This is a genomic window from Microbacterium zouquanmingi (assembly GCF_052266695.1).
Classification (GTDB): domain Bacteria; phylum Actinomycetota; class Actinomycetes; order Actinomycetales; family Microbacteriaceae; genus Microbacterium.
Map to the genome: position 1 here is coordinate 33007 of NZ_JBQPQZ010000007.1, position 26070 is coordinate 59076.

General features: G+C 66.7%; 28 protein-coding genes. 16 read left to right on the top strand and 12 right to left on the bottom strand.

Translation table 11 applies throughout. The features are described from left to right. Positions 1 to 2: 2 nt before the first annotated feature. Complete coding sequence (locus ACTU6U_RS14370) at positions 3 to 797, bottom strand: alpha/beta fold hydrolase (protein WP_443469802.1); 795 nt, start codon at positions 795 to 797, stop codon at positions 3 to 5. 150 nt (positions 798 to 947) lie between these two features. On the opposite strand from ACTU6U_RS14370, the gene ACTU6U_RS14375 reads away from it, so the two are divergent. Further along, complete coding sequence (locus ACTU6U_RS14375; RefSeq protein WP_443469803.1) at positions 948 to 1331, top strand: hypothetical protein; 384 nt, start codon at positions 948 to 950, stop codon at positions 1329 to 1331. A 67-nt stretch (positions 1332 to 1398) separates the two neighbouring features. Beyond that, the gene (locus ACTU6U_RS14380) at positions 1399 to 2871 is read left to right on the top strand and encodes an MATE family efflux transporter (RefSeq protein WP_443469804.1); all 1473 of its coding nucleotides are present in this window, start codon (positions 1399 to 1401) and stop codon (positions 2869 to 2871) included. A gap of 18 nt (positions 2872 to 2889) precedes the next feature. Here the strand turns inward: ACTU6U_RS14380 and ACTU6U_RS14385 are convergent, their stop codons facing one another. Continuing rightward, positions 2890 to 3354, bottom strand: a complete 465-nt coding sequence (locus tag ACTU6U_RS14385; RefSeq protein WP_443469805.1) for an Lrp/AsnC family transcriptional regulator — start codon at positions 3352 to 3354, stop codon at positions 2890 to 2892. Between the two features lie 113 nt (positions 3355 to 3467). Here ACTU6U_RS14385 and ACTU6U_RS14390 point away from each other — a divergent pair, with 113 nt between their 5' ends. Next, entirely contained in the window at positions 3468 to 4679 is a 1212-nt protein-coding gene (locus tag ACTU6U_RS14390; protein ID WP_443469806.1) for a trans-sulfuration enzyme family protein, read from the top strand. Between the two features lie 75 nt (positions 4680 to 4754). Here ACTU6U_RS14390 and ACTU6U_RS14395 read toward each other — a convergent pair whose 3' ends face one another. Genes ACTU6U_RS14395 through ACTU6U_RS14410 form a run of 4 tightly spaced genes read right to left on the bottom strand, consistent with a single transcriptional unit; the run spans position 4755 to position 9112 of the window. Next, positions 4755 to 6665 carry a M3 family metallopeptidase gene (locus tag ACTU6U_RS14395; protein WP_443469807.1) on the bottom strand — a complete coding sequence of 637 codons (1911 nt, stop codon included), beginning with the start codon at positions 6663 to 6665 and terminating at the stop codon, positions 4755 to 4757. After that, positions 6631 to 7515, bottom strand: a complete 885-nt coding sequence (locus ACTU6U_RS14400) for a metal ABC transporter permease (protein WP_443469808.1) — start codon at positions 7513 to 7515, stop codon at positions 6631 to 6633. The genes ACTU6U_RS14395 and ACTU6U_RS14400 overlap by 35 nt, the downstream gene beginning before the upstream one ends. After that, the gene (locus ACTU6U_RS14405) at positions 7512 to 8237 is read right to left on the bottom strand and encodes a metal ABC transporter ATP-binding protein (protein WP_443469809.1); all 726 of its coding nucleotides are present in this window, start codon (positions 8235 to 8237) and stop codon (positions 7512 to 7514) included. Before ACTU6U_RS14405 ends, ACTU6U_RS14400 begins: the two co-directional genes overlap by 4 nt. Further along, on the bottom strand, positions 8234 to 9112 hold the full coding sequence (locus tag ACTU6U_RS14410) for a metal ABC transporter substrate-binding protein (RefSeq protein WP_443469849.1): 879 nt from the start codon (positions 9110 to 9112) through the stop codon (positions 8234 to 8236). The genes ACTU6U_RS14405 and ACTU6U_RS14410 overlap by 4 nt, the downstream gene beginning before the upstream one ends. A 235-nt stretch (positions 9113 to 9347) precedes the next feature. Here ACTU6U_RS14410 and ACTU6U_RS14415 point away from each other — a divergent pair, with 235 nt between their 5' ends. From ACTU6U_RS14415 to ACTU6U_RS14425, 3 genes are all read left to right on the top strand, one after another. Continuing rightward, positions 9348 to 10895 (top strand): hypothetical protein, encoded by a 1548-nt coding sequence (locus ACTU6U_RS14415; RefSeq protein WP_443469810.1) that lies wholly within the window; start codon positions 9348 to 9350, stop codon positions 10893 to 10895. An 85-nt stretch (positions 10896 to 10980) separates the two neighbouring features. Continuing rightward, on the top strand, positions 10981 to 11604 hold the full coding sequence (locus ACTU6U_RS14420; protein WP_443469811.1) for a ClpP family protease: 624 nt from the start codon (positions 10981 to 10983) through the stop codon (positions 11602 to 11604). Continuing rightward, a complete protein-coding gene (locus tag ACTU6U_RS14425; protein ID WP_443469812.1) occupies positions 11601 to 12200 on the top strand; it encodes a ClpP family protease in 600 nt (199 codons plus the stop codon). Before ACTU6U_RS14420 ends, ACTU6U_RS14425 begins: the two co-directional genes overlap by 4 nt. Positions 12201 to 12296: 96 nt before the next feature. Here the strand turns inward: ACTU6U_RS14425 and ACTU6U_RS14430 are convergent, their stop codons facing one another. Next, positions 12297 to 12632: a helix-turn-helix domain-containing protein gene (locus ACTU6U_RS14430; RefSeq protein ID WP_443469813.1), complete on the bottom strand. Its 336-nt coding sequence runs from the start codon at positions 12630 to 12632 to the stop codon at positions 12297 to 12299. A 62-nt stretch (positions 12633 to 12694) separates the two neighbouring features. Next, positions 12695 to 13666, bottom strand: coding sequence for an acetylxylan esterase (locus ACTU6U_RS14435; protein ID WP_443469814.1), 972 nt, complete (start codon positions 13664 to 13666; stop codon positions 12695 to 12697). 223 nt (positions 13667 to 13889) lie between these two features. Here ACTU6U_RS14435 and ACTU6U_RS14440 point away from each other — a divergent pair, with 223 nt between their 5' ends. From ACTU6U_RS14440 to ACTU6U_RS14460, 5 genes are read left to right on the top strand one after another with little or no spacing between them, the layout of a single operon-like run. Then, positions 13890 to 15344, top strand: a complete 1455-nt coding sequence (locus tag ACTU6U_RS14440) for a coiled-coil domain-containing protein (protein WP_443469815.1) — start codon at positions 13890 to 13892, stop codon at positions 15342 to 15344. 3 nt (positions 15345 to 15347) lie between these two features. Further along, positions 15348 to 16172: a sulfurtransferase gene (locus ACTU6U_RS14445; RefSeq protein WP_443469816.1), complete on the top strand. Its 825-nt coding sequence runs from the start codon at positions 15348 to 15350 to the stop codon at positions 16170 to 16172. Between the two features lie 36 nt (positions 16173 to 16208). Beyond that, positions 16209 to 16877, top strand: a complete 669-nt coding sequence (locus ACTU6U_RS14450) for an acyl-CoA synthetase (protein ID WP_443469817.1) — start codon at positions 16209 to 16211, stop codon at positions 16875 to 16877. Continuing rightward, positions 16874 to 17233, top strand: coding sequence for a hypothetical protein (locus tag ACTU6U_RS14455; protein WP_443469818.1), 360 nt, complete (start codon positions 16874 to 16876; stop codon positions 17231 to 17233). The genes ACTU6U_RS14450 and ACTU6U_RS14455 overlap by 4 nt, the downstream gene beginning before the upstream one ends. 34 nt (positions 17234 to 17267) lie before the next feature. Further along, positions 17268 to 17900: a YoaK family protein gene (locus ACTU6U_RS14460; protein ID WP_443469819.1), complete on the top strand. Its 633-nt coding sequence runs from the start codon at positions 17268 to 17270 to the stop codon at positions 17898 to 17900. A gap of 3 nt (positions 17901 to 17903) precedes the next feature. On the opposite strand, the gene ACTU6U_RS14465 is transcribed toward ACTU6U_RS14460, so the two are convergent. The 3 genes from ACTU6U_RS14465 to ACTU6U_RS14475 are packed head-to-tail and all read right to left on the bottom strand — an operon-like array spanning position 17904 to position 20599. After that, on the bottom strand, positions 17904 to 18659 hold the full coding sequence (locus ACTU6U_RS14465; RefSeq protein WP_443469820.1) for a patatin-like phospholipase family protein: 756 nt from the start codon (positions 18657 to 18659) through the stop codon (positions 17904 to 17906). Positions 18660 to 18701: 42 nt separating this feature from the next. Continuing rightward, on the bottom strand, positions 18702 to 20060 hold the full coding sequence (purB, locus tag ACTU6U_RS14470; RefSeq protein WP_443469821.1) for an adenylosuccinate lyase: 1359 nt from the start codon (positions 20058 to 20060) through the stop codon (positions 18702 to 18704). A gap of 47 nt (positions 20061 to 20107) precedes the next feature. Beyond that, complete coding sequence (locus ACTU6U_RS14475; RefSeq protein WP_443469850.1) at positions 20108 to 20599, bottom strand: low molecular weight protein-tyrosine-phosphatase; 492 nt, start codon at positions 20597 to 20599, stop codon at positions 20108 to 20110. 178 nt (positions 20600 to 20777) lie between these two features. Between ACTU6U_RS14475 and ACTU6U_RS14480 the strand changes: the two genes are divergently transcribed. Both ACTU6U_RS14480 and ACTU6U_RS14485 read left to right on the top strand, forming a co-directional pair. Then, on the top strand, positions 20778 to 21041 hold the full coding sequence (locus ACTU6U_RS14480) for a hypothetical protein (protein WP_443469822.1): 264 nt from the start codon (positions 20778 to 20780) through the stop codon (positions 21039 to 21041). Then, positions 21038 to 22333, top strand: a complete 1296-nt coding sequence (locus ACTU6U_RS14485) for a hypothetical protein (protein WP_443469823.1) — start codon at positions 21038 to 21040, stop codon at positions 22331 to 22333. The genes ACTU6U_RS14480 and ACTU6U_RS14485 overlap by 4 nt, the downstream gene beginning before the upstream one ends. Positions 22334 to 22335: 2 nt before the next feature. Here the strand turns inward: ACTU6U_RS14485 and ACTU6U_RS14490 are convergent, their stop codons facing one another. Then, complete coding sequence (locus tag ACTU6U_RS14490) at positions 22336 to 22737, bottom strand: phage holin family protein (RefSeq protein WP_417509434.1); 402 nt, start codon at positions 22735 to 22737, stop codon at positions 22336 to 22338. 89 nt (positions 22738 to 22826) lie between these two features. On the opposite strand from ACTU6U_RS14490, the gene ACTU6U_RS14495 reads away from it, so the two are divergent. Genes ACTU6U_RS14495 through ACTU6U_RS14505 form a run of 3 tightly spaced genes read left to right on the top strand, consistent with a single transcriptional unit; the run spans position 22827 to position 26059 of the window. Further along, positions 22827 to 23933 carry a histidinol-phosphate transaminase gene (locus tag ACTU6U_RS14495; RefSeq protein WP_443469824.1) on the top strand — a complete coding sequence of 369 codons (1107 nt, stop codon included), beginning with the start codon at positions 22827 to 22829 and terminating at the stop codon, positions 23931 to 23933. A gap of 21 nt (positions 23934 to 23954) precedes the next feature. Further along, on the top strand, positions 23955 to 25082 hold the full coding sequence (locus tag ACTU6U_RS14500) for a thiamine pyrophosphate-dependent dehydrogenase E1 component subunit alpha (protein ID WP_443469825.1): 1128 nt from the start codon (positions 23955 to 23957) through the stop codon (positions 25080 to 25082). Beyond that, the gene (locus ACTU6U_RS14505) at positions 25037 to 26059 is read left to right on the top strand and encodes an alpha-ketoacid dehydrogenase subunit beta (RefSeq protein ID WP_443469826.1); all 1023 of its coding nucleotides are present in this window, start codon (positions 25037 to 25039) and stop codon (positions 26057 to 26059) included. Before ACTU6U_RS14500 ends, ACTU6U_RS14505 begins: the two co-directional genes overlap by 46 nt. Positions 26060 to 26070 lie beyond the last annotated feature (11 nt).

Sequence of the window (26070 nt, forward strand, 5' to 3'; positions counted from 1 at the left end):
GGCTACGTGAGAAACTCCAACGCGGCATCCTTAAATGCGCGTGCACCCGGGGCGTTGAAGTGGTGCCGGTCGGGAATCGTGAAGAACGTGCCCTGCGGTGCGGCGTTCGCCAGGGCCCGAGAGCCGTCGATGACAGCATCCTGCGACCCTGTCGCGAACAGGATCGGCTGGGTCGGGGCCTTGGCCGGGTCGGGGCCGATCGTGCGCTGCTCGCGCATGCCCTCTGCCAGCGCGAGCAGCGCGCGAAGGTCGTTGCCGTGGACGCGCTCGGTGAGCGCGATGTAGTTCTGGGTCGTGCGATCACGCACGGGCGTGCCGTCGTCGATGTACGCGCGCACCTGGTCGAGATCGAGACGGGTGAGCGGGATGCCTTCGGGCACGCCGCCGAGCACGGCCCTGCTGATCTTCTGCGGGAGGTCGCGCACGACCTCCCAGCCCACGAACGCGCCGAGTGAGTACCCGATGTAGAACGCTTCCTCGACGAGGTAGACGTCCATGATGTTCTCGACGTCGGCGGCGAGCGTGCTCACGGCATACGCCTCAGGCTCGTGCGGCTTGTCGCTGAGGCCATGGCCGCGCTGATCGATCGCGAGCACACGGTATCCGGCTCTGGTGAGCATTCGGACCCACCCGGTCTGCACCCAGTTATCGCGCGCGCTGGAGGCGAAGCCGTGCACGAGAACGACGACCGGGGCGTCGAGATCGCCCCAGTCGTACGTCGCAAGGCGTGTGCCGTCAGCGGCATAGACGCGCTGCGGTCCCGGCATCTGGGTCAGATCAGAGAGGAGGGCAGCCACCCCTCCATCATGCTCCTCTGCGCGCGGAGGCGCTCAGGTCAGACCCGTTTCAATAACATCATCCTTGCGATGGATGCAGATGTCTGCGGTACTGCGTAGTTTTATAGGTACGGAGGCGACCGGGGGGTCAAAATGTCAACGATCGGTGTCGTGCAAGATCTGACGGGGTTCTTTCTGTCGGTGGGGATGGTCGGTGCAGGAATAGCAGTCCTCTGCGCGCTCATCGCACTCACCGCGCTCGCGCAGGGTGCTGCCGGGGTCACGGGCGGCGCCGTGGCGGTCTGGATCGGCGGAGCACTGTTGAGCCTGACCTCGGGCTTCTCGGGGCAGTGGCTTCCCGCGATCATCGCTGGTGGTTCGCTGGTGGCGGCGCTCGCGCTGGGCGGGGTCGCCCGGGTCGTCTTGCGCTCGTTGCAGATGAGGGTGAAGGCCGTGCCCGTCGAGGCATCCGAGGCGGCCGCTACCGTGACGACCATTGCTCAGCCGGCACGTCAGCTGAGCGTGCGTACAGTGACACCCGAATCGATTCGATAGACTTCTCGCCTGCCGGTTCGCCGACATCCTGACCTCTTCGTCCTTCGTTCCGGAAGTCCTCCCCCGCATGGCCACCTCCCTCACCACGGGCCGCCCCTGGCGTGTCATTCTCGCGTTCTCCGTTCCGCTGCTCATCGGCAACATCGTGCAGCAGCTCTACCAGGTCGTCGATACGATCGTCGTCGGCCGCGAGCTGGGCGTGAACTCACTCGCAGCCGTCGGTGCGACGGGGTCGCTGCTGTTCCTCCTGCTCGGATTCGCCTGGGGTATGACAAGCGGTTTTGCGATTCCGACTGCTCAGGCCTTCGGCGCCAAGGACTATGCGGCCGTGCGACGTTCGGTCGCTACGGGCACGGTGCTGGCCGCTATCGCGAGCATCCTGATCACGATCGCAGGACCGCTGCTGGCTGGTCCCGTTCTCGTGCTCATGCAGACACCGCCGGAACTCCTCGCCGAAGCCACTCTCTTCACCCAGGTGAGCTTCCTCGGTGGCGGGGCGACGATGTTCTTCAACTACCTCGCTGCGATTATCCGTGCCATCGGCGACTCCAAGACGCCGCTGGTATTCCTCACCATCGCGTGTGCGCTGAACGTCGTGCTCGTCATCCTTCTGGTAGGGCCCGTGGGCTGGGGCGTTGCCGGTGCCGCACTGGCGACGGTTGTCGCGCAGGCCGTCTCTGTGCTGCTGTGCCTCGACTACATCAGGCGCCGCATTCCGGTTCTGCACGTTCGGCGCGAGGACTGGAAGATCACCGGCGACGACGTCGCCGACCACCTTCGGCTCGGGCTGCCGATGGGCTTCCAGGCCTCGATCATCGCGATCGGAACCCTGGTCGTGCAGGTGGCCCTGAACGTGCTCGGTGCCGATGCCGTCGCGGCGTACACCGCGGCATCCCGTGTCGACAGCCTCGCCACCGCCCTGCTCGCATCCCTCGGCCTCGCGGTCTCGATGTATGTGGCGCAGAACTTCGGCGGGCGCCGGCCCGACCGCATCCGTGCCGGTGTGAAGCAGGCGACCTGGATGGCCATCATCGCCTCGGTCATCCTCGGTGTCGTGCTCATCGCGTTCGGCACGAACCTCGTGCGACTGTTCGTCGGCGAGGGGGCGGATGAGGTCGTCGAGCTCGCCCACCTCATGCTCATCATCAATGGATCGGCCTACGCGCTGCTGGGAACGCTGTTCGTGCTGCGCGGCGCACTGCAGGGGCTCGGCCAGGCAATGATCCCCACGGTGACGGGAGTCGTCGAGCTCTTCATGCGTGTGGGAGCGGCTGTCGTGCTCGGCGGTCTGCTCGGCTTCGGCGGTGTCGCGCTGAGCAACCCGCTCGCGTGGATCGGTGCCGTCGTGATCCTCATTCCGGCGTATGTGCGCGCGCATCGCGCGTTGGCGAAGATGCCCGTCGATCCGGATGAGCCGACGCTCACCACGCCGATCGCGCTCGTCGGGCCCGACAACAGCTCGCTGACCGTGGATGCTGTGGTCACGCAGCCCATTCCGATCGTGATGCAGAAGCGGTGGAAGAAGCTGCTGCGCCGCTGAGTTGATCAGTCCTCCGGGTCAGCCGAGCACGCCTCGACCGTCGCGGAGCTCGAAGACCAGTTGAGTCTCGGTGCCGCGCACGACCGGATGCACCGTGATGTGCTCGAGGACGATGTCGCGGAGGGCCGCGGCATCCCGCACTGCCACATGCAGGAGGAAGTCATCGACGCCCGCGACGTGGAACACCTGCAGCACCTGCGGTGTCGCGACGAGCGCATCGAAGAGCGCGTTGACCTTGTCGCCGGTGTGGTTCGCAAGGCGTACCTTGATGATCGCCTCGAGCGGGAAGCCCAAAGCCGCGTGGTCGAGCCGGATACGGGAGTCGCGGATGATCCCGCGATCGCGCAGGCTGCGCACGCGGTGCGCGCACGTGGATTCAGCCAGGCCCAGCTGCTGCGCGAGCGCCTTGTTGGTGAGGTCGGCGCGGGTGCTGAGGGCGGCAAGCACTCTCAGGTCGACTTCGTCGAGTGGGGAATTCGCCAATTCGGCCACCTCCAGGGTGCTCGATTCTTGTAGAAAAATGCGAGAAGTTCTGATCAGACGACGGATACTGTCGGATTCTCCTATTCTCGTTGGGATTCCGGCAATGTGGAAGCATGAGTGACCAGTCCTTGCATCCTGACACCGTCGCCGTCCACAGCGGGCGCGGTGACCTGACCGACCTCGGGGTCCACGCCCTGCCGATCGACCTGTCGACGACGAACCCGCTGCCCGACGTCGAGCGCGGCGGTGACTCCTATGAGGCGATGGCGACCGGTGGGCGACCGCCTACGGATGGCAGCATGGTCTACGCCCGACTGTGGAACCCGACGGTCGGCCGTTTCGAAGAAGCTCTCGCCGAGATGGAGCACGCCGAGGCATCCGTTGCGTTCTCCTCCGGAATGGCGGCGATGACCGCCGTGATCCTCGCGATGACATCGGCCACGGGCCAGCGGCACGTGGTCGCCGTCCGTCCGCTGTACGGCGGGACCGACCACCTGCTCGGCTCCGGCCTGCTCGGTACCGAGACGACTTTCTGTCACGCCTCTGAAGTGGGCGTCAGCATCCGCCCCGACACCGGACTCGTCGTCATGGAGACCCCCGCGAACCCGACTCTAGAACTCGTCGATATCGCTGCGGTCATCCGCGCGGCGGGAGACGTGCCGGTTGTCGTCGACAACACGTTCGCGACCCCCATCCTGCAGAACCCGCTCGATCATGGTGCGGCGATGTCACTGCACAGCGCAACGAAGTACCTCGGCGGGCACGGCGACGTGATCGCCGGCGTCGTGGCCTGCAACGAAGAGACCGCCGAGGCGCTGCGCCGGGTGCGTGCGATCACCGGCGGCGTGCTGCATCCGCTCGGCGCCTACCTGCTGCACCGCGGGCTCACGACGTTGCCGGTGCGGATGGCGCGCCAACAGGAGAACGCGCAGGCGCTCGTGCAGTGGCTGATCGATCAGCCAGGCGTCGACGAGGTCTTCTTCCCCGGACTCGACGGCGACCCCGACGGCATTCTGGAGCGGCAGATGCACGGCACGGGTGCGATGATCGCGATCCGGATGCGGGGCGGCTACGCGGCCGCGAGCGCTGTCGCAGGGTCGGTGAAGCTCTTCACACATGCGGTCTCGCTCGGCGGAGTGGACTCGCTCATTCAGCATCCGGCCGCCCTCACGCACCGACCGGTGCCGGCGGATGCCAGGCCGGATGCTGATGTGCTGAGACTCTCGGTCGGTCTGGAGCACGTCGGCGACCTGATCGCTGACCTTGCGCAGGCGTTCGCGACGGTTGTGGACTCCGAAGAGGCGGCTCGCGCGGCTGTTTCCTGACTCGCGCGGCTAAAAACTGCTCGCGCGGCTGAAACTTCTGCAGCGTAAGCAGTTTTGAGCAGCGCGGAGGCCGCATCAGCTCCCGGCGAGCCACTTTCCGAAAGCGTCGAACGAGTACTCCCGCCCGAGGAATGCGGCCACCAGGTCGGCGGCATCCGCTGATCCTCCGCGCGCGAGCACCTCGTCGCGGTACCGGCCCGCGACGTCGGCGGCGAACAGGTCCTCAGGGTTGAATGCGCTGAACATGTCCTTCGCGATCACCAGGCTCCACATGTACGTGTAGTACGCCGAGCTGTAGCCGGTGAGGTGTCCGAACCCGGACTGGAAGTGCGTGTCGGCCAGCGGCGCGATGACCGAGTATTGGCGGGAGAGCTCGGCGATCGCGACATCGTGATTGTCCGGACGCTCCTGGTGCAGCCAGTACGAGACCGCGGAGTAGAAGATCTGCGTTCGCGCCCAGAGGCCGCGATCGGAGTCCGCGGCCTCATGCATGCGAGCGACGAGGTCGGCCGGGATCGGCTCGCCAGCGGCATCCACGGCGAAGGTGCGGAGGATGTCCGCATCCCACGCCCATTCCTCGAGCATCTGCGAGGGGGCCTCGACGAAGTCCCATTCGGTGGCGACGCCCGAGAAGCGCACCCACTTCTGGTCGCCGCCGAGCACATGGTGCAGCAGGTGACCGAACTCGTGGAACAGGGTCTTGACCTGCTCGTGCTCCATCAGCCCGCGCGGGAAGTTGCACACCAGTACGCCCTCGGGCAGCTGCGTGCCGCGCACGCCCCGCACCAGGTCGAACTGCGCGGCGTGCTTGTACTTGCCCTCGCGCGGATGCAGATCGAGATGGATGCGTCCGATGCGCTCCCCGCCCCGCAGCACGTCGTAACTCGTGACATCGTCTGCCCAGGTCGGCGCATCCACCGCGCGGTACTCGAGGCCGAACAGGCGGCCCGTCACCGACAGTAGCCCCTCGCGCACCCGAGAGAAGTCGAAGTACTCGCGCACTGCCTGAGCGTCGACGTCGTACTGCTCGCGGCGGATGAGCTCGCCGTAGTAGTCCGAGTCCGCAGTGGTGATCTCGGTGAACGACGGGTCGTCCTGCTGTGCGCGGGCGAGGAGCGCATCGGCATCGGCCTGCGCACGATCAGCCGAGAGTTCGGCGATGCGATCGATGAACTCGGCGATCGCGCCACCCGTGCCGATCATCTTCACTTCGGCGTCGTAGTCCGGCCAAGAGCTGTATCCGAGCAGGCCAGCCTGCTCTGCGCGCAGGTCGAGCAGTTCGTGCAGCAGTGCGTCGTTGGCAGGCCATCCGCGGGAGTTGTACGCACGGGCGATCTCTTCGCGGGCGGCACGATCATGTGCATACGCGCGGAACGGCCGGAAGTCGGGATAGTCGGTCGTGATCTCGACGAGTCCGTCGTCGCCGGCGGGGTGCGATGCGCGGAAATCGTCGGGCAAGCCGTTGAGACGCTCGGGAGCAATACGGATGCTGCGCACATCGTCGCGGACATGGCGCGAGAACTCCTGCTCGATCACGGTGATCCGGGCTGCGATCTCGGACAGGCGCGCACGAGTGTCATCGTCCTGGTCCACGCCGCCGCGGCGGAAGTCCCGCAGCGTGCGATCGAGCAGGCGGGCGGCGTCGGCGTCGAGTGCGGATGCATCGACGGCAGCGAGCACCGCGTAGAGCTCGCGGTCCTGATCGCGTTCCGTGACGAAGGATGCCGCGTTCTGCATCCGATCTTCAGCGATCTCGCGCACCGCAGCATCGGGGTGGACCTCAGAGAACAGCTCGGTCATGCTCGCGGCGTTCATCACCGCGGTGTCGCCGATGTTCCAGAGCTCGAGGGTCTCGAGCGGGGTGCGTGCAGAGCCGTCCTTCAGCTGCCCGGCGACGTCGCGCGCGGTGCTCAGTGCGGTGTCGGCGCGCTCGGCGACGAACACCGCCCAGTCAGATGCGGGCAGGACGAGAGGTTCGATGGCCATCGATCCAGCGTATGCGCTGCCAGAGCCGCCAGAGCGCGCCCTGGCGCGGCGCGAACAGGTAGACGAGCGCGAACACGCACCCCTGCACGACGACCACGAGTCCGCCGGATGCCGCATCCACCCAGTAGCTGAGATAGATCCCGACCACGCTGCACGCCGCTGACATAACGGGAGCGATCACCAGCATCCGCCCGAACCGGTCGGTCAGCAGATACGCCGTCGCTCCGGGGATGATGAGCATCGCCACCACGAGCACGACGCCGACCACCTGCAGGGCGACGACCGCCGTGAGCGCGAGCACGCCGAGCAGCAGCGCGCCAAGGAACCGCGGTGACAGCCCGATCGCGAAGGCATGCGTCGGATCGAAGGCGTACAGGGTGAGGTCACGCCGCTTGACGACGAGCACGGTGAACGCGACGGCGGCAAGCACACAGATCTGCACGAGGTCGGCATCCGAGACGCCCAGGATGTTGCCGAAGATGATGTGATTCAGATCGGTCTGGCTCGGCGTCACCGAGATCATCACGAGCCCCAGCGCGAACAGGGTCGAGAAGACGATGCCGATCGCGGCATCCTCTTTCACCCTGCTCGTCCCACGGATCAGTCCGATCAGCCCCACCGCGAGGAACCCGAACACCAGCGCCCCGAGCGCGAACGGTGCACCGAACACGTAGGCGAGAACGACGCCGGGCAGCACCGCGTGCGAGACCGCATCGCCCATCAGCGACCACCCCACCAGCACCAGCCAGCACGACAGCAGCGCACACACCACCGCCGCGATCACCGTCGTCACCAGCGCGCGCACCATGAAGTCGTACTGCAGGGGTTCGAGGATCCAGTCGAGAATCATGCTGCCTCCTCCGGAGAATCCAACCCGAACGCCCGAGCGAGATTCGCCGGCTCGAGCGCCTCGGCCACCGACCCGTGGAACAGCGCTCGCCGCAGTAGCAGCACTGCCTCATCCGCAAGAGCAGGCAGCGCATGCAGGTCGTGCGTCGACACCAGCACAGTGCGGCCGGATGCCGCGAGCTCGCGCAGCAGCCGCACGATCGTCGCCTCGCTGCGCTTGTCGACGCCCGCGAACGGCTCGTCCAGCAGCAGAACCTCGGACCCCTGGGCGATGCCCCGAGCGACGAAGGCGCGCTTGCGCTGTCCACCCGAGAGCTGTCCGATCTGCCGATCGGCGAGGTCGGTGAGCTCGACGCGCTCGAGAGCCTCTCTTACGGCATCCCGATCTGCAGGCCGCGCTCGCCGCAGGAATCCCTGTCGTCCGTACCGCCCCATCATCACCACGTCGCGCACCGAGACCGGAAACGCCCAGTCCACGTCTTCGCTCTGCGGCACGTACCCGATGAGGCCGCGCTTCCGGGCGGATGTCGGGTCGCCCCCGTTGATCGAGACGACACCGGATGCTGGCCGCACCAGCCCCAGAATCGTCTTGAACAGCGTCGACTTGCCTGAGCCGTTCATGCCGATGAGTCCGGTGACGCGGCCGGGCTCGACGCGCAGCGACACGTCATCGAGTGCGAGCACCTCGCCGTATCGCACAGTGACACCTGTGACATCGATCATGGCGTCGTCCCGGTAAGTCCGGCGACGATCAGATCGGCATCGTGGCGGATCAAGTCGAGATAGGTCGGCACAGGACCGTCGGCCGTCGAGAGCGAATCGACGTAGAGGACTCCGCCGAACTTCGCACCGGATGCCTCGACCACCTGTTGCATCGCTCGATCCGACACCGTCGACTCGCAGAACACCGCGCGAACCTCGTTGTCCTTCACGAACTCGATGGTCGCGGCGATCTGGCGCGGCGTCGCCTGCTGCTCGGCGTTGACGGGCCAGATATACGCCTCCGCGAGTCCCGCATCTCGAGCCAGGTACGAGAACGCTCCTTCGCACGTGACCAGCGCGCGTTCGTTCGCCGGCAGCTGCGCCAGCGCATCGACCAGGTCGTCCTGCACCCGCTGAAGCTCCTGCTTGTACCCCTCGGCGTTGGCGGTGAAATCCGCGGCGTGGGTGGGGTCGAGGTCGGCGAACGCCTCCGCCATGTTGTCGACATAGCGCTGCACGTTCAGCGGACTCATCCATGCGTGCGGATTGGGCTTGCCGGCGTACGCATCCGCCGTGACGTCGAGAACGTCGATGCCCTCTGAGACGACGACGTGCGGCACGTGCACGGAGTTGACGAACTGCGCGAACCAGGCCTCGAGGTTCAGCCCGTTATCGAGGATCAGCTGGGCGCTGGCCGCCTGACGCACATCACCCGGCGTGGGCTCGTAGCCGTGGATCTCGGCGCCGGGCTTGGTGATCGACTCGACCCGCAGGTGCTCACCGGCGACGTTCTGGGCGATATCGGCCAGCACCGTGAAGGTCGTCAGCACGACGGGACGATCGTCCGGTGCATCGGTCGGTGGACCGGAGCATCCGGACAGCGCGAGAGCGCTCATCGCGAGGAGCGCGAGCACGCGACCATAATTTTTAGGCACACCGAAAACGTACCTTTTAGGCGCACCGAAGACAACCGATGCCCGTCGCTTCCGAAGGCGCGTTTGTGGACGCCCAACAAGAAACCAAGTACCGAGCCTCGTGAAACTTAGTTCCTGGTGGCAAAGCGCGGAGGCTTTCCGCAGCCCACCCATACGATCACCAGTGGCGACGACGCCACAGATCCTTGGAGCCTCAATGACGAGTTCTACGCCTCACGTGCACGGCAATGGCCTGCGCATCACTGTCATCATCCTCGCCGTGCTTCTCGCCGTAATGGTGGCGCTCTTCTTCATGACGACCGGAAAGATCGCCGCCGGTGCGGCCGAACTGTCCGATGGAACCGTGACCGCACATGAGGGATCGAGCGACCTCGCCATCGGTGCGAAGGACCTCTCTGAGGGCGCGGGCAAGCTTGCTGCGGGCACGGAGGGCCTCGCCGATGGCGCATCCAGCGCACACGACGGCTCGAAGAAACTCGCCGCCGGCGCACTCAGTGCCTCGACCGGCGCAGCCACGCTTGCCGCCGGTGCAGACACGCTCGCCGCCGGTGCCGCGAGCGCTCAGGACGGCGCTGGCCGACTCAGCTCTGGCGCTCAGACCGCGCTGACTGGCGCGCAGGACCTGACCGCCGGTGCGCAGAAGCTGGATGCCGGCGCTCAGACCGCCGTCACCGGCGCTCAGACCCTGGCAACCGGTGCGCGCGACGCGGACGCGGGCGCCCAGCAGGTACTCGGCGGCGTGACCAACCTCGCGGCTGGTGTCGCAGGGGCGCACCAGGTCGCCGGTCAGGTACTCACGGGAGCCGACAATCTGAGTGCTGGTCTCTCTGCCGCAGTCACCCCGCAGCTGCACGGACTCGCAGCCGCCGCACCCACGATCTCGGTTGTCGCGGCTGAGGTGCCGCAGAACTCGCAGACCCTCGCTGATGGGCTGGCAGCGCTCGCCGCCGCTCATCCAGAAGACACGCAGCTGCAGCAGCTGGCGACCCTTGCCGCCGGCGTCGATGCGCAGGTCGACGGCATCGCCGGTGCCGCTGCCGCAGCGCCAGCACTCGCGCAGGGCACGATCGACGCCGCAGCAGGCGCTCAGGGCCTCGCAGCCGGAGCAGGCGCACTGGTCTATGGCAACGCCGCTGCCGGATGGCCGGGCACCGTGGCACTGGTCGATGCGAAGCAGGGCGCTCCGGCGCTCGTGCAGGGTGCGACCGCACTCAAGGCCGGCACCTCTCAGCTCTCCACCGGTGCGCAGCAGCTCGCCACGGGGCTGCAGCCGCTGAAGGCCGGCACCTCGGACCTCACGGCGGGCGCGAGCCGCCTCTCGGGTGGTCTTTCGACGCTGTCCGACGGTGCGAGCTCGCTGCGCGAGGGATCCGCACGACTGAACTCCGGTGCCACGGCCCTGAACGACGGCGCAGCCTCGCTCGCCGAGGGCACGGCCACTCTGCAGGCGGGCGCCGCCGACCTCAACAGCGGCATCGGTGCTCTCTCCGAAGGTGCGACGACGATCGCCAGCGGATCCAGCGACCTCGCCGAAGGCGGCGGACGACTCGAGGCCGGCGCCGCCGACCTCGCCGCGGGCAACGGCCAGATCGCCGACGGTTCGGGCACTCTCGCAACCGCGACCGCACAGGCTGCGCCGTCGATGCTGCCCTGGATGCTCGGCGCAGTGCTGATCGGCCTGATCGCCATCGGATTCTGGGTCGGTCACCGGGTCAGCCACCGCCGTACGCTCGCGATCGCGTAGGACTCAGCAGACGAATCCGCTCACGGCAGATCGGCCGTGAGCGGATTCGCGCTCTCTGCCCGCGGATGCCGCACAGGGTGGAGACATGAGCGAAGACACACCCATTCCGCATTTCGGTCCTGAAGCCAGACGAGCACTGTTCCACGAACGCGTGATCGTGCTCGACGGCGGGCTCGACGATGACAACGGCACGCTGCTGATGACGCAACTGCTCACCCTCTCGGCAGAGGATCCGGCATCAGACATCGCGCTGTGGATCCACTCGCCGGGCGGCTCCGTCCCCTCGATGCTCGCAATCCGCGACCTCATGAAGCTGATCCCCAACGACGTCGCCACCCTCGCCCTCGGCATGGCGGCCAGCGCCGGGCAGTTCCTGCTCTCCGGCGGCACCAAGGGCAAGCGGCGGGCCCTCCCGCATGCCCGGGTCCTCATGCACCAGGGCTCAGCGGGGATCGGCGGTTCTGCCGGCGAGCTCGAGACGCAGGCCGACGATCTTCGGCACATGCGCGACACGGTGCTCGGCCTCATCTCCGATGACACCGGGCAGACGACGGAGCGCATCTTCGAAGACTCGCTGCACGATCGCTGGTACACCGCGGCACAAGCACAGAAGTACGGATTCATCGACGAGATCGTCGACGACTTCGCACAGATCTTGCCACCGCGCAGAGCGCGAGTCGGCCTCGGAGCGGAAGGACCCAAGTCATGAGCAGCTACACGATCCCGAACGTCATCGCGCAGCATCCGCGCGGCGAGCGCGTCATGGACGTGTACTCGCACCTGCTCGCAGAACGCGTCATCTACCTCGGGACCGGAATTGATGCCGGTGTGGCGAACGCACTGATCGCGCAACTGCTGCATCTGGATTCAGACAGCCCAGACACCGGCATCCAGTTCTACATCAACAGCGAGGGCGGAGATCCGGGGGCGGCGCTGGCGATCTACGACACGATGCAGCACATTCGCCCTGCCGTCGCGACGACCGTGATCGGTCAGGCAATCGGCCCGGCGGCGCTGCTCGCCGCGGCCGGCGCACCCGGTCAGCGAGCGGCTCTCGAGCACGCGCGCATCGTGCTCCATCAGCCGGCCGGACAGTCGCGCGGAGCGATCCCCGATCTGATCCTCGCCGCCGATGAGGTGGTACGGGTACGTTCGGATCTGGAGTCCACCCTCGCACGCCACACCGGCCGGACCGTCGAAGCGCTGCGCGCGGACACCGATCGGGATCGGGTGTTCACTGCATCCGCAGCGCTCGCTTACGGACTGATCGACACCGTGCTTGGGGAGCGGACGACGAACCAGTAGTCCGCGCAGACACTCGTCAGCACGGATCACACCCGTCAGCGGAAATCCCGGTTCTGGGCTGACATCTGTGATCTGGGCTGACGGGCGTGCAGAGACTTACGCCGCGAGGGCGAGAGCCCCGCGGGCGCTCGACACGACGGCAGCTTCCACCGTCGTGGTCGAGCGCAGCTCCTCGGCCACACTGCTGGTGAGATCGATGAGCGTGGTCTCAAGGGCGCCTGCGATGGCAGCGATCATCTCGCTGGAGGGCTCCTTGAGTCCGCGCTCGACCTCGGAGAGGTACTGCGGCGAGACCCCGGCCTTGGCGGCCGTCTCACCGAGCGTCTCTTCGTGCTCGTGACGCAGGCGACGCAACTGGTCGCCGAGCATCTCGCGCCACAGCGGTTCAGGGCGACGAGGTGCGGGACGGGGGAACGCGAGGATGTCAGCCATGGTTCACGGTAACGCCGAGATCCGAACGTGCGACAGCCGTTCTGCTCAGAGCAGAAACGCGCTCAGCCGGCGAGCTGCTCGGCGAGGAATGCCGCCTGCTTCTCCCAGTGCAGTCCCTGGCCACCCTCGTGCTCGTTGAAGTGGTAATCGACGATCTCGGATGATCCGCCCCAGCGGTTGTGCGCGGCGTACACCGTCGAGGGAGGGCACACCGGGTCGAGCAGGGCGACCGAGAAAAGTGCGGGGGCGGTGGCGCGCCTGGCGAAGTTTACGCCGTCGAAGTACGACAGCGTCTTGAAGACGTCTGTCACGGCTTCGCGGTGCACGGCGAGATACCGCACGATCTCCTGGTACGGATCGCGGCCGGTCATGCCCACCGCGCGCTCGAAGTGGCACAGGAAAGGCACTTCGGGCATCGCGGCGGCAAGGCCGGTCGCGAGTCCTGCCGCTGCGATCGCGATGCCACCGCCCTGGCTCCCGCCGCAGATGGCGACGCGGGCGGCGTCGACGCGGTCGAGAGAGCGGATCGCGTCGATCGCGAGCACAGCATCGGTGAAGACCCGGCGGTAGTAGTAGTCGTGCGGGTCTTCGATTCCGCGTGTCATGTAACCCGGTACTGCGGGCCCCGCGCCGTGCGGATCGGCGGTGGTGCCGCCGGTGCCCCAGACGCTTCCCTGGCCTCGGGTGTCCATGAGGAAGTACGCGTAACCCGAGACGGCCCATCCGAGACGCTCGTGCGGAAGACCCCGCCCGCCCCCGTAGCCGATGTACTCCACGACGGCAGGCAGCGGCTCATCGGAGCCCGCTGGCAGCAGCAGCCACCCGCCGACGGGGTCTCCGCCGAATCCGCTGAAGGTGGCGTCGTAGACCTCGACCGACTGCAGAGGAGAGTCGATGCGCCGCAGCTGGATCGGCTGCGCGAGTGCACGCGACTCCGTGAGGGTCTGCTCCCAGAAGTCATCGAAGTCCGCGGGCTCGGCCACTTCGGGGCGGTACGTGCGCAGCTCATCTACGGGCAGGTCGAAACGCGGCATTGCGGAGTCCTTCGCTTGGGGGTCGCCCGGCAGTTTATCTGTGCATGCGGCTCTGCGTTATCTCGATCGGCGCTTCCCGCGGAGGCAGTGCACTCGTTAGGCTTGTCGGCGAGCTCCGAGTCTCGTTTCTCCTCACAAATCCGCAGCCCCATCTCCTCTTGCTCCGACCTGGCTCGGTATCGCGGAGATCGTGCGAGGCGCACCGTTCCGAAAGGTGGAACCCATGACCGATAACGGCGAGAACCGCACAACCCAGGATGGGGATTTCTTCGATCAGCTCGCGCAAGGACAGTCGCGCGAACAGGACAGCTTCACCGTTGGATTCCGCGGATACGACCGAGGTGAAGTGGACGCTGCGGTCGCAGGCCTTCGCATGCAGGTGCAGCGCGTGGAGAACGAGCTCGCTGATGCTCGCTCTGGCGTGAGTCGCGACGTCGAGTCGGTGCGCGAAGAACTCGATGCCGCACGGGCGGAGAGCGAGCAGCTCGCCGCGGAGCGTGACGCACGAGTCGCTGAGATCGAGAAGCAGCAGGACGAGAAGATCGCCACGGCTCGCGCCGAGGATGAGGAGCGCATCGCCGCACTCGAGGCCGATCTCACTGCCGCCCGTGCGCAGGTCGAGGAGGCCGAGCAGCAGGTCACTGCACTCTCGAACGAACTCGTGGATGCGCCGCGTGACGATGACTCGGCAGGATCCCGACTGCAGTTCGAGGCCGTTCTGCGCGTGGCCGAGGAGCAGGCATCCGTCCTCATCGAGAACGCCGCAGTGCAGGCCGAGCGTCTGCTGCAGGCCGCACGCGAGGAGATCGATGGCCGCCGCACCGAGCTCGCCGCCGAGGTCGACCGCGTCACCACGCAGGCCCAGAACGATGCAGATCAGGTGCGACTGCGCATCGACACCGAATACACCGCGCACGAGGCGCGTCTTGAGCGCGAGGCCGCGCACGCCGCCGAGAAGGTCAACCAGGCCGAGCAGGAAGCTGCAACCGTCCGCACCGAGGCCGAGAAGGGCGCGGCCGCGCTGCGCTCGATGGTCACGCGCGAGACGACGCAGCAGCGAGCGGATGCTGAGCGCGAGGTGCGCGAGATGAACGCGCGCGTCCTCGAGTTCGAAGAGACCCTGACGCGCCGTCAGGATGACGCGCAGCAGGAGTTCCTGCTGCTGCATAACCAGGCGGTTGCGCACGCCGAGCGCATCACGACCGACGCGAACGAGCAGGTCGCGTCGTCGCTCGAGCACTCCAAGCGGATCTCCGCCAAGGCCGACGACTATGAGCGGTTGATGCGCTCGCAGTCGCAGTCGATCGAGGCCGATGCGCAGATGCGCGCACGCGAGACCCTCGACCGGGCGCGCCAGAAGGCGCAGAAGATCGTCAGCACCGTCATCGGTCACACCACCGACGTGGTGCGCGATGCTGAGGACCGCACCCGTCAGCTGCGCTGGCAGCAGCAGCAGCTGAACAGCTTCATGGCCGAGGTGCGCGAGCTGATCCGCCCCGACGGTGTGCTCGGCACGGATGCTGCGGATGACGGCGACACGGATGACGCCGATGACGTGGACGTGCTCGAAGAGGGCGACGAGATCATCGAGTTGGCTCCGGAAGTCGATTCCGACGACGACGATGACGATGACGATGACGATGACGATGACGATGACGACGAGGACGACGAGGACTGAGCCATGACCCACCTGGTGACTGCCACTGAACTGGCTGGCCTGATCACTGCGGAAGCAGTGCGCGTCCTCGACGTGCGGTGGCAGCTGGGCAGGACAGACGGTCAGCAGGAGTATCTGGCAGGTCACATCCCCGGTGCGGTGTTCGTCGATGTGGAGAAGGATCTGTCGCGATCCGGCGCTCCGGCTGAAGGACGGCATCCGCTTCCCTCGACAGAGCAGGTGCAGGAGGCCGCGCGGCGTTGGGGTCTCGATGACGGCGATTCCGTCGTCGTGTACGACGACGGAATCGGAGTTTCCGCTGCCCGAGCCTGGTGGCTGCTGTCGCACGGAGGCGTTGACGTGCGCGTGCTGGATGGCGGCTGGGCTGCCTGGAAGGCGGCAGGTGGCGATGCGGAGAGCGGATCGGCAGAGTACACCCCCGGCATGATCACTCTGACCGATGTCTCAGGCGACAGCCTGACGATCGATGAGGCGGCAGCCTTCCCCGAGCACGGGGTGCTGCTCGACGTTCGCGCACCGGAGAGGTTCCGCGGCGAGGTCGAGCCGATGGATCCGATCGCAGGTCACATCCCGGGTGCGGTGAACCTGCCGACCACCGTGCACATCGGGGAGGACGGCACGCTGCTCGGCGCGGACGAGCTGCGCGCGAACTTCGCGGCAGTCGGCGTCGACGCCGACACACAGGTCGCGACCTATTGCGGTTCGGGGCTCACCGCTGCCCACACTGCACTGGTGCTCGCAGAGGCAGGAATCGACGTGAAGATCTTCCACGGCTCGTGGAGCGCGTGGTCGAATACCCCGGGTCGTCCCATAGCTACGGGCGCGTAGACTGGAGTGATCACCCCGGAAGACCGAGGATCCGTCATGTCTGCCCCTGCTCGCACGTTCTCTGTGCGCCACATCCAGTTGCTGCGCGCGCTGTTCGCTGCGGCATCCGCACTCATGATCACGTTCTCCTCCGATCACTCGGCCGCTGTCGGCTTCGCCGTGTTCGGTGGATTCGTCGCTGCGAGCGGGTTCCTTCTGATCGTCGGAGCCTGGATCGTTGCATCCGCCGGCACTCGCTGGCCGTTCATCCTGCTCGCTGTCATCGACCTGCTCGCGGCAATGGCCAGCAGCGTCCCGACCTGGCGCACCGACGGTGCGTTCTTCATCGTCGTGATCGTCTGGGCTGCGGCATCCGGTCTCGTCGAGCTGATCGCGGGGCTTCGCGGTCGCCGCACAGACCCGACCTCGAAAGACGCCATCACGATCGGCACGCTGGGTCTCGTGCTCGCGGTCGTGCTTGTGTTCATCCCGTCCGACTATGCACTGCAGTATTCGGTCGATGGGGCGGGAGCGCTGACGCTCTCTGGAATCATTCTCGCGGTCGGCATGTTCGGCGGCTACACGGCGATCGTCGCGGTCTTCCTCGCGATCGCCGGCTTCTCGCCGAATCGTCCCTCGTCATCGGGTGCGGCATCTGCGACAGACGGGGTGGCTGATTCCGGCGCATCCGCGAGCGAATCGGTCGAATCGGGAGGCACCGCGTGAGCGAGAAGAAGTCGACACGTCGAGAGCTGTTGCGTCCGCTGCATCTGCTCGGCATTGCGCTGGGAACCGGGATCTTCGCCGCGGTCGTGACGTTCGTCTCGACCGGAGCATTCACGTCGCGAGTCAACAGCGCGATCTCCAACGGCACCTACACCGGTCTCACACCGCTCGTGCTGGGACTCGTCGTCGGCGGGGGCGCATTCATCGTGACGCTGCTCGTCATGTCGATGCTGATCCTCGCGGTCGACCCGCGTGAGTACGAGAAAGAGACGCTCGAGCGTCCAGTGCTGTACGACGAAGAGTCCGGCGACGAGCCCTCGAGCGATGCCGCGAACTCGGGATCATCGTCACCCTGAGCACCCGTATCCGATGACGAGTGAAACTGCGCGTGTGTCGTCAGACGTGCTCCTCGGTGTCTGGCTGCTGGGCCTTGCTGGTTTCGTCGACGCGATCGCCTTCATGGTGCTTCAGGGGAACTTCGTCGCATTCATGTCGGGGAACACAACGGTCATGGGGTATGCGGTAGCTACTGGTCGGTGGAGCCTCGTCGGTGTGTCAGCGGCCTTGCTCATCCTGTTCTTCATCGGCTGCGTGGCCGGGGCATCGATCGTGCGCTGGGGCGGCTCGAGGGGGCATCGCGGCGCGATGATCCTGCTGGCTGCGCTGACCATCGTGGCCGCGATCGTGGCGAACACCGCATCGGCGCATTTCGGAGTGATGCTGATCGCGGTCGTCGGCGGGCTGACGAGTTCGGTCCTGGCTGCGGACACCGATGTGAAGGTCGGGCTGACGTACGTCACTGGAACCTTGGTGAAGGCAGCCCACCAGCTGGTGGCGGGTATCGGAACACCGCATCCGTGGAGCTGGTTGAGTACCGCAGGTTTCTGGTTCGTTCTTGCCGTGGGAGCAGCACTCGGCGGAATCGCCTTCCACGGACTCGGCACCACATCGCTGTGGATTGCCGCCGCGATGGCTGTCGTGGCGTGCGTGCTTCCCCATCGGCGAGCCCCCAAGGGGCAATGAGCGCTAAAGCACCGCAGCATCGAGCGCGACGTTCGCCGCGCGTCGACCCTCGTCGATGAGCCGGCTGACGTCACGCATCGTCCACTGAGCCATCCGCTCCATCTCGGGTTGGATCAGGATCACGTTCGGATCGCGAGCGAGGTCAGCGGTCTGCGTGATCGTGCGCATCATGCGGACGTTCTCCCACTTCGCGTGCAGATGCACGACGATCACACGCTCGGCGCCGAGCTCTTTCGCGGCCGCGTGCGGAACGTTGTCGATCATGCCGCCATCAGCGAGCAGTCGGCCATCTGATCGCACTGGTGGGAGGAGCCCCGGGACGGCGATCGTCGCGCGCAGCGCAGTACTCAGCGGGCCCTTGGTGAGCGTCACGGCGCGACGCGTGCGCAGGTCTGTGGCGACGGCTCCGAAGCGGCGAGGGAGCTCCTCGATCTGCGGGTCGTGGCCGAGGAGTCCGTGGATGGCGTCGGTGGTGATGGTGGTATCCAGCAGTCCCCAGCGCGGCCGCAGGGTCCACTTCGCGATCCTGTTCCAACGGAACCGGCGCGTGATGTCTTCGATAGCCGCGCCGTCCAGACCTGCAGCGTACGCCGATCCGACGAGGGCGCCGGAGCTCGTGCCGGTCACGATGCCCGGACGGATGCCGCGCTCTTCGAGAACTCGGAGCACCCCCGCGTGAGCTGCGCCGAAGGCACCGCCGCCGCTCAGGGTTACGGCAAGGGTCGCGTCATCGCCGTTCGGCTGCGGATCTGTGGGCACGAGGTGACCGTACCACCGACTTGCTGTGGCGCAGCGGCCGCGCTACTTCGCGAGTCGCTCGGCGATACCGGTGTAGGTCGCGGGGGTGAGCGCGAGCAGGCGCTGCTTGGCGGCGTCTCCGATCTCGAGACCTCCGACGAACTCCGCCAGCTCTGCGGCGCCGACGCGGTGACCGCGGGTGAGTTCCTTCAGCAGCGCGTAGGGGTCGCTGATCGTCGAACGGCCGGCGACGACCTCTGCGCGGATGACGGTCTGGATGGCCTCGGCAAGGACCTCCCAGTTGTGGTCGAGGTCATCGAGCAGCACCTCGCGCGCGAGCGAGATCTCGCCGAGGCCGCGGCGCAGGTTGTCCAGCGCGAGCAGCGAGTGCCCGAACGCGACGCCGATGTTGCGCTGCGTGGTCGAGTCGGTGAGGTCGCGCTGCATGCGGCTGGTGACCAGCGTCTGCGACAGCGAGCCGAGCAGGGCCGCCGACAGCTCGAGGTTCGCCTCGGCGTTCTCGAAGCGGATCGGGTTGATCTTGTGCGGCATCGTCGACGACCCGGTCGCACCGGCGACGGGGATCTGCGTGAAGTAACCGATCGAGATGTAAGTCCAGATGTCGGTCGCGAGGTTGTGCAGGATGCCGCCGACGTGACGCACCCGGTCGTAGAGCTCGACCTGCCAGTCGTGCGATTCGATCTGGGTGGTCAGGATGTTGAAGCCCAGACCCAGTCCCTCGACGTACTCGCGGGCGATGGTGGGCCAGTCGGCGTCGGGGTCAGCCGCAAGATGCGCTGACCAGGTGCCGGTCGCGCCGGAGAACTTCGCCAGGTAGTCGGATGCTGCGATCTGGGCGCGTACGCGCTCCAGACGCCACGCGAAGACGGCGAGCTCCTTGCCCATGGTCGAGGGCGTCGCGGGCTGTCCGTGCGTGCGGGAGAGCATGGCGGCATCCGCCTGCTCGACGGCCAACTCGCGGAGCTTGGCGATCACGGCATCCAGGCCGGGGAGCCAGACGTTCTGGACCGCGCGCTTGACGGTCAGCGCGTAAGAGACGGAGTTGACGTCTTCACTCGTGCACGCGAAGTGGGTGAGCTCGGCGATGGAGTCGAGCCCGAGGGCCTGGAGCCGGTCGCGCACGAGGTACTCGACGGCCTTGACGTCGTGGCGGGTGACGGCCTCTTTCTCCGCCAGCCAGTCGATCTCGGCCTGGCCGAAGTCGCGGTAGAGGCCGCGCAGGCGCTCCTTGTCAGCATCCGCCATGGGAGAGGTCTCGAACAGCGAGCGATCGGTGAGAGCGATGAGCCACTCGACCTCGACCTCGACGCGGGCGCGGTTCAGGCCCGCCTCGGAGAGGTAGTCGCCCAGAGGGGCGACTGCGGAGCGGTAACGGCCATCGAGCGGGCTCAGAGGCTGCACGGGGAAAGCGTTCGGGGTAGTCAGGGGAGTCCTCCTGATCGGGCCCCTCAGTTCTGGGGCGACGTGTGCTGCGATGGCGTCGTGCGGGGCTGAGCGCGCACCCCGCGATTGCTGCGCAGCGCGGGTTCGAGCTGACGGAACAGGCCTCGGCTCGCCGTTTCAATCATAGCCAGCACCGAATCGAACGTTGCGGTGTCAGCGTAGTAAGGGTCGGGGACATCGAGGCTTTCGGCTGCGCGATCGTAGGCGAGCAGAAGGGTGACCTTGCCCTCTTGATCTTCGTCGCGCGCCCACTGGCGCAGGATGCGCTCGTGGGTGCGGTCGAGTGCGACGATCAGGTCGTTGTCGGTGAAGGATGCCGCGGTGAACGGTTTCGCGCGGTGGCGGGAGCCGTCGTATCCGCGGCGTTCGAGTGCTTCGATGGTGCGCACGTCCGCACGCTCTCCCACGTGCCACTCGCTCGTGCCGGCGCTGGTCGAGACGATGTGCGACCCGAGGCCCTGATGTTCGGCGAGGTCGCGGAAGACCACCTCGGCCATGGGCGAGCGGCAGATGTTTCCCGTGCATACGAAGAGGACGCGGAAGGGATCCGTCGGGGACACCCCTCCATTGTGCAGGTCGCCGACTCGTTCTGCACAGCGATTGTTCGGCGCGGAGTTCGCACGGTTCGTGGGTTCTCGGTATTCGGGCGGTGCGGGGGCGGATCATCCTTGCCTCATGTTGAATTTCATCGCGGCCGACGCTCTTGCCTCTGATGCCCTGTTCGCCTGTTGTTCGGCACAGCGAGCGCTGCACGATGCGATCGCCGCACACGAAGAGGCGGCGGCGGCGCTCGTCCCACTCATCGCCGACAGTGAATGGCACGCGAAGGGAGTGATGGCGCTGCACGAGCTTCTCATCGACCTCAGAGCCCGAACGGCAGGAGAAGTCGGCGAGCTCGAGAATCGCCTGCATGAGGTCCAGACGCTGCTGGCGTCATGAGCGACGAGATCGAGGTCACGCACGGCGGTGCGATCGCCGTCGATCCCGATGCGCTTCGCGCGGTGGCCGATGCGCTCATCGCGCTCGCGCCGAGATTCGCGGATGCCGCGGCCGCAGCCCGTCGCGCGCACGGATGCCTCTTCTCGGTGCCCGGCGCCTCCGGCGTGCTCGACAGCACGGCGTTGTGGGGGAGTGCCGACCGGGCGGAGGCTCTGCAGGCGGAGTGCCAGACCGCGGGGGAGGGCGCCGCGTTGATGGCCGATGCGTACGAACTCGTCGAGCGCAGGGTCGAGCTAGACGCGCTCGCCATCCAGGGCAAGGCGCCGTCTGATGGTCTCCTGGATCGCATCGCAGAGCTCGAAGCATCTGATCCGCGGGTGAGTGAGATGCGAGTGTGGCTGCTGGCTGGGTGGCAGAAGGGACGCTTCGAGGGCCTCGACGATCAGTATGAGCTGGAGTGGAAGGGCGTCGGCACGAGCCTCGATACGGGAGTGCTGTTCGCCATGTCGACGATGCTGGGCGCGGCAGGCATCGGGCGATTGCTGCCCGGCGCGCGCCTGAGCGGGAATGGCGGACCCATCTCGGTCACGCCCGTGCGGTCTGCATCGCCGATCGGGCCGCCGAACACGATCGCCGAGGGACTCAGACGGCTTCCGGACGCTGGGGGCGCCCAGATCAAAGTCGAGAAATACACCATGCCCGATGGGTCGCGGAAGTTCGTGCTCTACGAGAAGGGAACGCAATCGGGCGGATACGGCGGAGAGAACCCCTTCGACGTGAAGTCGAACATCGAGCTGTACACCGGCCAGGAGTCCGCGTCGTACGCGGCGACGCTCGAGGCGTTGAGAGAGTCGGGCGCCCAGGCCGGCGATGACGTGCATGTCTACGCCCACTCTCAGGGCGCGATGAATTCGGCGTACCTGTCATCGCAGAGCGAGTTCGACGTGACGGTGCAGGTGACTGCGGGCAGCCCTGTGCATCCGAGCGTCAGCGACCATCAGCTGCTGATAGAACTGCGCCATACCGATGACATCGTGAGCAGTCTCGCCGGTGGTGGGGTGCCCGCGGGGACCGGGTCTGCCGACAGCATGGTCGTCACCCGGGTCGGCGATCCGCCACGAGTAATGCATGATCTCTGGGTTCACACGCATTTCGAGGATCAGTACATCGAGACTGCAGAACTGCTCGAAGCATCCGACGACGTGCGCCTGGAAGCATGGCGCGACAAGATGCGAGAGCTGAACGACGCCGTATCGATCGAGTCGACGGAATACGTCGCGAAACGGGAGTGAGGTCAGTCGCGACGCTTGTTCTTCTGCGGGCGCAGGATGCCGCCGAACACGGCGTTGATGATCGCGATGATGATCGCCGCGAGCACGCCCCACCAGAACGATCCGAGCGTCAGGCCCCAGCCGAAGCCCGACGTGATCCAGGCAGTCAGCCACAGCAGGAAGCCGTTGATGATCAAGCCGATCAGGCCGAGAGTGAGGATGTACAGCGGGAACGCGATGATCTTGATGACCGTCCCGATGATCGTGTTCACGAGCGCGAAGATCGCGCCGACCGCGAGCAGGGTCAGCACGAACTGCAGCATCTCGCCGGGAGGGAACGCAGTGATGTCGACCTGCAGTGCAGGGATCAGCGTCACCACCCACAGGGCGAACGCGTTGATGACGACTCGGATGATGAAGCGCATAGTGAATTCAGTCTTGCACGCGATCAGCCGTGCGTCGATGGTGCCCGTGCGTCGATTGCGTCCGGTGGCGCCACTCGTAGACTGAGCCCGTGACCGAGCCGATCCTTCCCCGCATTCGTCCTGAGATCGCCGCCCTCGCGCCGTACCGGCAGGGCAAGCAGGCGGGCCCCGACGCGTTCAAGCTCTCCAGCAACGAGAACCCGTTCGAACCCCTCCCGTCGGTCATCGAGGCGCTCGAGAGCACCACCCCGATCAACCGGTACCCGGATGCATCCGCCACGCGCCTGCGCGAACGCCTCGCCGCCCGCTACGGCGTCGAGCTCGACGAGGTGCACGTCGCCAGCGGCAGCGTCGCCATCCTGTACCAGCTCGTGCAGGCCGCAGCATCCGTCGGCGACGAGATCGTCTACGCCTGGCGCTCGTTCGAGGCGTACCCGGGACTCGTGCTCGTCTCGGGGGCGACAGGGGTGCAGGTGCCGCTCATCGAGTCGGACGACCTCGACCTCACCGGACGCCACGACCTCGATGCCATGGCGGATGCCGTCACCGACCGCACCCGCGCGATCATCGTCTGCACGCCGAACAACCCCACCGGTCCCATCATCACCAGCGCCGAGTTCGCCGCGTTCGTGAAGCGCGTCCCCGCCGACGTACTGATCATTCTCGATGAGGCATACGCCGAGTTCGTCACCGCCGAAGGCGCCGTCGACGGCCTCGGGGAGCGGGTCTTCGAGGAGCATCCGAACGTCGTCGTGCTGCGCACCTTCTCCAAGGCGTACGGGCTCGCCGGCCTCCGCGTCGGCTACGCGATCGGACACTCGAAAGTGCTCGATGCGGCTCGTGCGACCGGCGTCCCGCTTTCGGTGACCTCCGCAGCCGAGATCGGCGCCATCGCGAGCCTCGACGCAGAAACCGAGCTGCTGCAGCGCGTTGCAGTGATCGTCGAGCGGCGCACCACCCTCGTCGCAGCGCTCCGCGCACAGGGATGGGCGGTGCCGGACAGCCAGTCGAACTTCGTGTGGCTGCCCACGGGTGAGCGCACCATCGAGATCGCCGCGGCCTTCCATGCCGCCGACGTCGTCGTGAGGGCGTTCTCCGGCGACGGCATCCGTATATCCGTCGGCGAGCATGAATCCGTGGAGAAGGTCCTACAGGTTGCGCAATCCGTTGTGGCACCCCTCCAGCAAGAGATCTGAGAGAGCGGATAGCGTAGAACGGTGACTTCGTCAGAGACCGAATTCGTCCGCGTCCTGGAGGCGGATGGCACTTACGCGCCCAACGCCGCCGCAGAGCAGTATCTGCCACTGATCGAAGCGATCAGTGACGCGGAACTCGAGCAGTTCTATCGCGACATGGTCGTCATCCGCGCCATCGACAATCAGGCGACCAACCTGCAGCGACAGGGCCAGCTCGCCCTGTGGCCACCAAGCCGCGGACAGGAAGCCGCTCAGGTCGGCTCCGCGCGTGCCGCGCGCGCACAGGACACGATCTTCCCCTCGTACCGGGAGCACGCGGTCACCCGCATCCGCGGCGTCGATCCGCTCGGCATCATCAAGCTCATGCGCGGCGTCTCGCACGGCGGCTGGGATCCCACGGACCCGGCCAACGGCAACACACGCCTCTACACCCTGGTGCTCGGGTCGCAGACCCTGCACGCCACCGGGTACGCGATGGGGCTCGCCTTCGACGGTCGCAGTGGGACCGGCGACCCCGAGCGCGATGAGGCTGTCATCGTCTATTACGGCGACGGCGCCTCCAGCCAGGGCGATGTGCACGAGGCCATGGTGTTCGCCGCCAGCTACCAGACGCCCACCGTGTTCTTCCTGCAGAACAACCAGTGGGCGATCTCGGTCCCTGTCGCGACCCAGACCAGGGCTCCATTCGCGCAGCGTAGCGCCGGCTACGGCATCCCGAGCGTTCGCGTGGACGGCAACGACGTGCTCGCAAGCTACGCCGTCTCGCGCATCGCGCTGGACGAGGCGCGCGCAGGCCGCGGGCCGCGCGCGATCGAGGCCGAGACCTACCGGCTCGGTGCGCACACGACCAGCGACGACCCATCGAAGTACCGCACAGCCGACGAGGAGCAGTCGTGGGAGAAGCGCGATCCGATCACGCGCATGCGCGCCTTCCTCGAGAACAAGGGCGCGTCGGCATCCTTCTTCGATGACGTGGATGCCGAGGGCGCCGCGGCAGCCGACGACCTGCGCGTGCGCACTCTCGAACTCGGCCCGCCGCCGGTGAACACGATCTTCGATCACGTGTACAGCGATCCGCATCCGCTCATGGAGGAGCAGCGCGCATGGCGCGAGCAGTACGAGGCATCGTTCGAAGGGGGAGCTCAGTGACTCTCGAGACCATGCCGCTTGCCAAAGCACTCAACGCCGGCATGCGCGCCGCGATGGAGAACGACCCGAAGGTCCTGCTCATGGGTGAGGACATCGGAAAGCTCGGCGGTGTCTTCCGCATCACCGAGCACCTGCAGCGCGACTTCGGCGAGAAGCGCGTCCTCGACACCCCGCTCGCTGAATCCGGCATCGTCGGAACCGCGATCGGCCTCGCCATGGCGGGATTCCGCCCGGTGTGCGAGATCCAGTTCGACGGCTTCGTCTTCCCCGCCTTCGATCAGATCACCTCGCAGCTCGCGAAGCTCACCAACCGGCACGAGGGCGCGGTGTCGATGCCGATCGTGATCCGGATTCCATACGGCGGACACATCGGCGCCATCGAGCACCACCAGGAGAGCCCAGAGGCGTACTTCGCGCACACTCCGGGTCTGCGCGTGGTCTCGCCGTCGACGCCGAACGACGCGTACTGGATGATTCAAGAGGCCATCGCCTCGAACGACCCGGTCATCTTCCTCGAGCCCAAGAGCAAGTACTGGCAGAAGGGCGAGGTCGACCTCGAGCAGTCGGCCGTGCCGCTGCACACCTCGCGCGTAGTCCGCACGGGAACCGACATCACTCTCGTAGGTCACGGGGCGATGGTGACGACGCTGCTGCAGGCGGCTGCGCTCGCCGAAGGCGAGGGAACCAGCTGCGAAGTCGTCGATGTGCGCTCGCTGTCGCCGGTCGATTACGGCCCCATCCTCGATTCGGCGCGCAAGACCGGTCGCATGGTCTACGCGCAAGAGGCTCCGGCCCACATCAGCGTCGGCAGCGAGATCGCCGCGACCGTGATGGAGCGCGCCTTCTACGCGCTGGAGGCGCCCGTGCTGCGGGTGTCGGGCTACGACGCCCCCTTCCCTCCGGCGAACCTCGAGGGAACGTTCTTGCCGGATGCTGACCGCATTCTCGAAGCCGTCGACCGGTCGATGGCCTACTGAGCCCGCTTTTC

Coding starts and splice junctions, on each gene's coding strand:
- ACTU6U_RS14380 (WP_443469804.1), top strand. CDS start 1,399: ATGGCCACCTCCCTCACCACGGGCCGCCCCTGGCGTGTCATTCTCGCG.
- ACTU6U_RS14390 (WP_443469806.1), top strand. CDS start 3,468: ATGAGTGACCAGTCCTTGCATCCTGACACCGTCGCCGTCCACAGCGGG.
- ACTU6U_RS14395 (WP_443469807.1), bottom strand. CDS start 6,665: ATGGCCATCGAACCTCTCGTCCTGCCCGCATCTGACTGGGCGGTGTTC.
- ACTU6U_RS14400 (WP_443469808.1), bottom strand. CDS start 7,515: ATGATTCTCGACTGGATCCTCGAACCCCTGCAGTACGACTTCATGGTG.
- ACTU6U_RS14405 (WP_443469809.1), bottom strand. CDS start 8,237: ATGATCGATGTCACAGGTGTCACTGTGCGATACGGCGAGGTGCTCGCA.
- ACTU6U_RS14410 (WP_443469849.1), bottom strand. CDS start 9,112: ATGAGCGCTCTCGCGCTGTCCGGATGCTCCGGTCCACCGACCGATGCA.
- ACTU6U_RS14415 (WP_443469810.1), top strand. CDS start 9,348: ATGACGAGTTCTACGCCTCACGTGCACGGCAATGGCCTGCGCATCACT.
- ACTU6U_RS14420 (WP_443469811.1), top strand. CDS start 10,981: ATGAGCGAAGACACACCCATTCCGCATTTCGGTCCTGAAGCCAGACGA.
- ACTU6U_RS14425 (WP_443469812.1), top strand. CDS start 11,601: ATGAGCAGCTACACGATCCCGAACGTCATCGCGCAGCATCCGCGCGGC.
- ACTU6U_RS14430 (WP_443469813.1), bottom strand. CDS start 12,632: ATGGCTGACATCCTCGCGTTCCCCCGTCCCGCACCTCGTCGCCCTGAA.
- ACTU6U_RS14435 (WP_443469814.1), bottom strand. CDS start 13,666: ATGCCGCGTTTCGACCTGCCCGTAGATGAGCTGCGCACGTACCGCCCC.
- ACTU6U_RS14440 (WP_443469815.1), top strand. CDS start 13,890: ATGACCGATAACGGCGAGAACCGCACAACCCAGGATGGGGATTTCTTC.
- ACTU6U_RS14445 (WP_443469816.1), top strand. CDS start 15,348: ATGACCCACCTGGTGACTGCCACTGAACTGGCTGGCCTGATCACTGCG.
- ACTU6U_RS14450 (WP_443469817.1), top strand. CDS start 16,209: ATGTCTGCCCCTGCTCGCACGTTCTCTGTGCGCCACATCCAGTTGCTG.
- ACTU6U_RS14475 (WP_443469850.1), bottom strand. CDS start 20,599: ATGGCCGAGGTGGTCTTCCGCGACCTCGCCGAACATCAGGGCCTCGGG.
- ACTU6U_RS14480 (WP_443469822.1), top strand. CDS start 20,778: ATGTTGAATTTCATCGCGGCCGACGCTCTTGCCTCTGATGCCCTGTTC.
- ACTU6U_RS14485 (WP_443469823.1), top strand. CDS start 21,038: ATGAGCGACGAGATCGAGGTCACGCACGGCGGTGCGATCGCCGTCGAT.
- ACTU6U_RS14490 (WP_417509434.1), bottom strand. CDS start 22,737: ATGCGCTTCATCATCCGAGTCGTCATCAACGCGTTCGCCCTGTGGGTG.
- ACTU6U_RS14505 (WP_443469826.1), top strand. CDS start 25,037: ATGGCGCGAGCAGTACGAGGCATCGTTCGAAGGGGGAGCTCAGTGACT.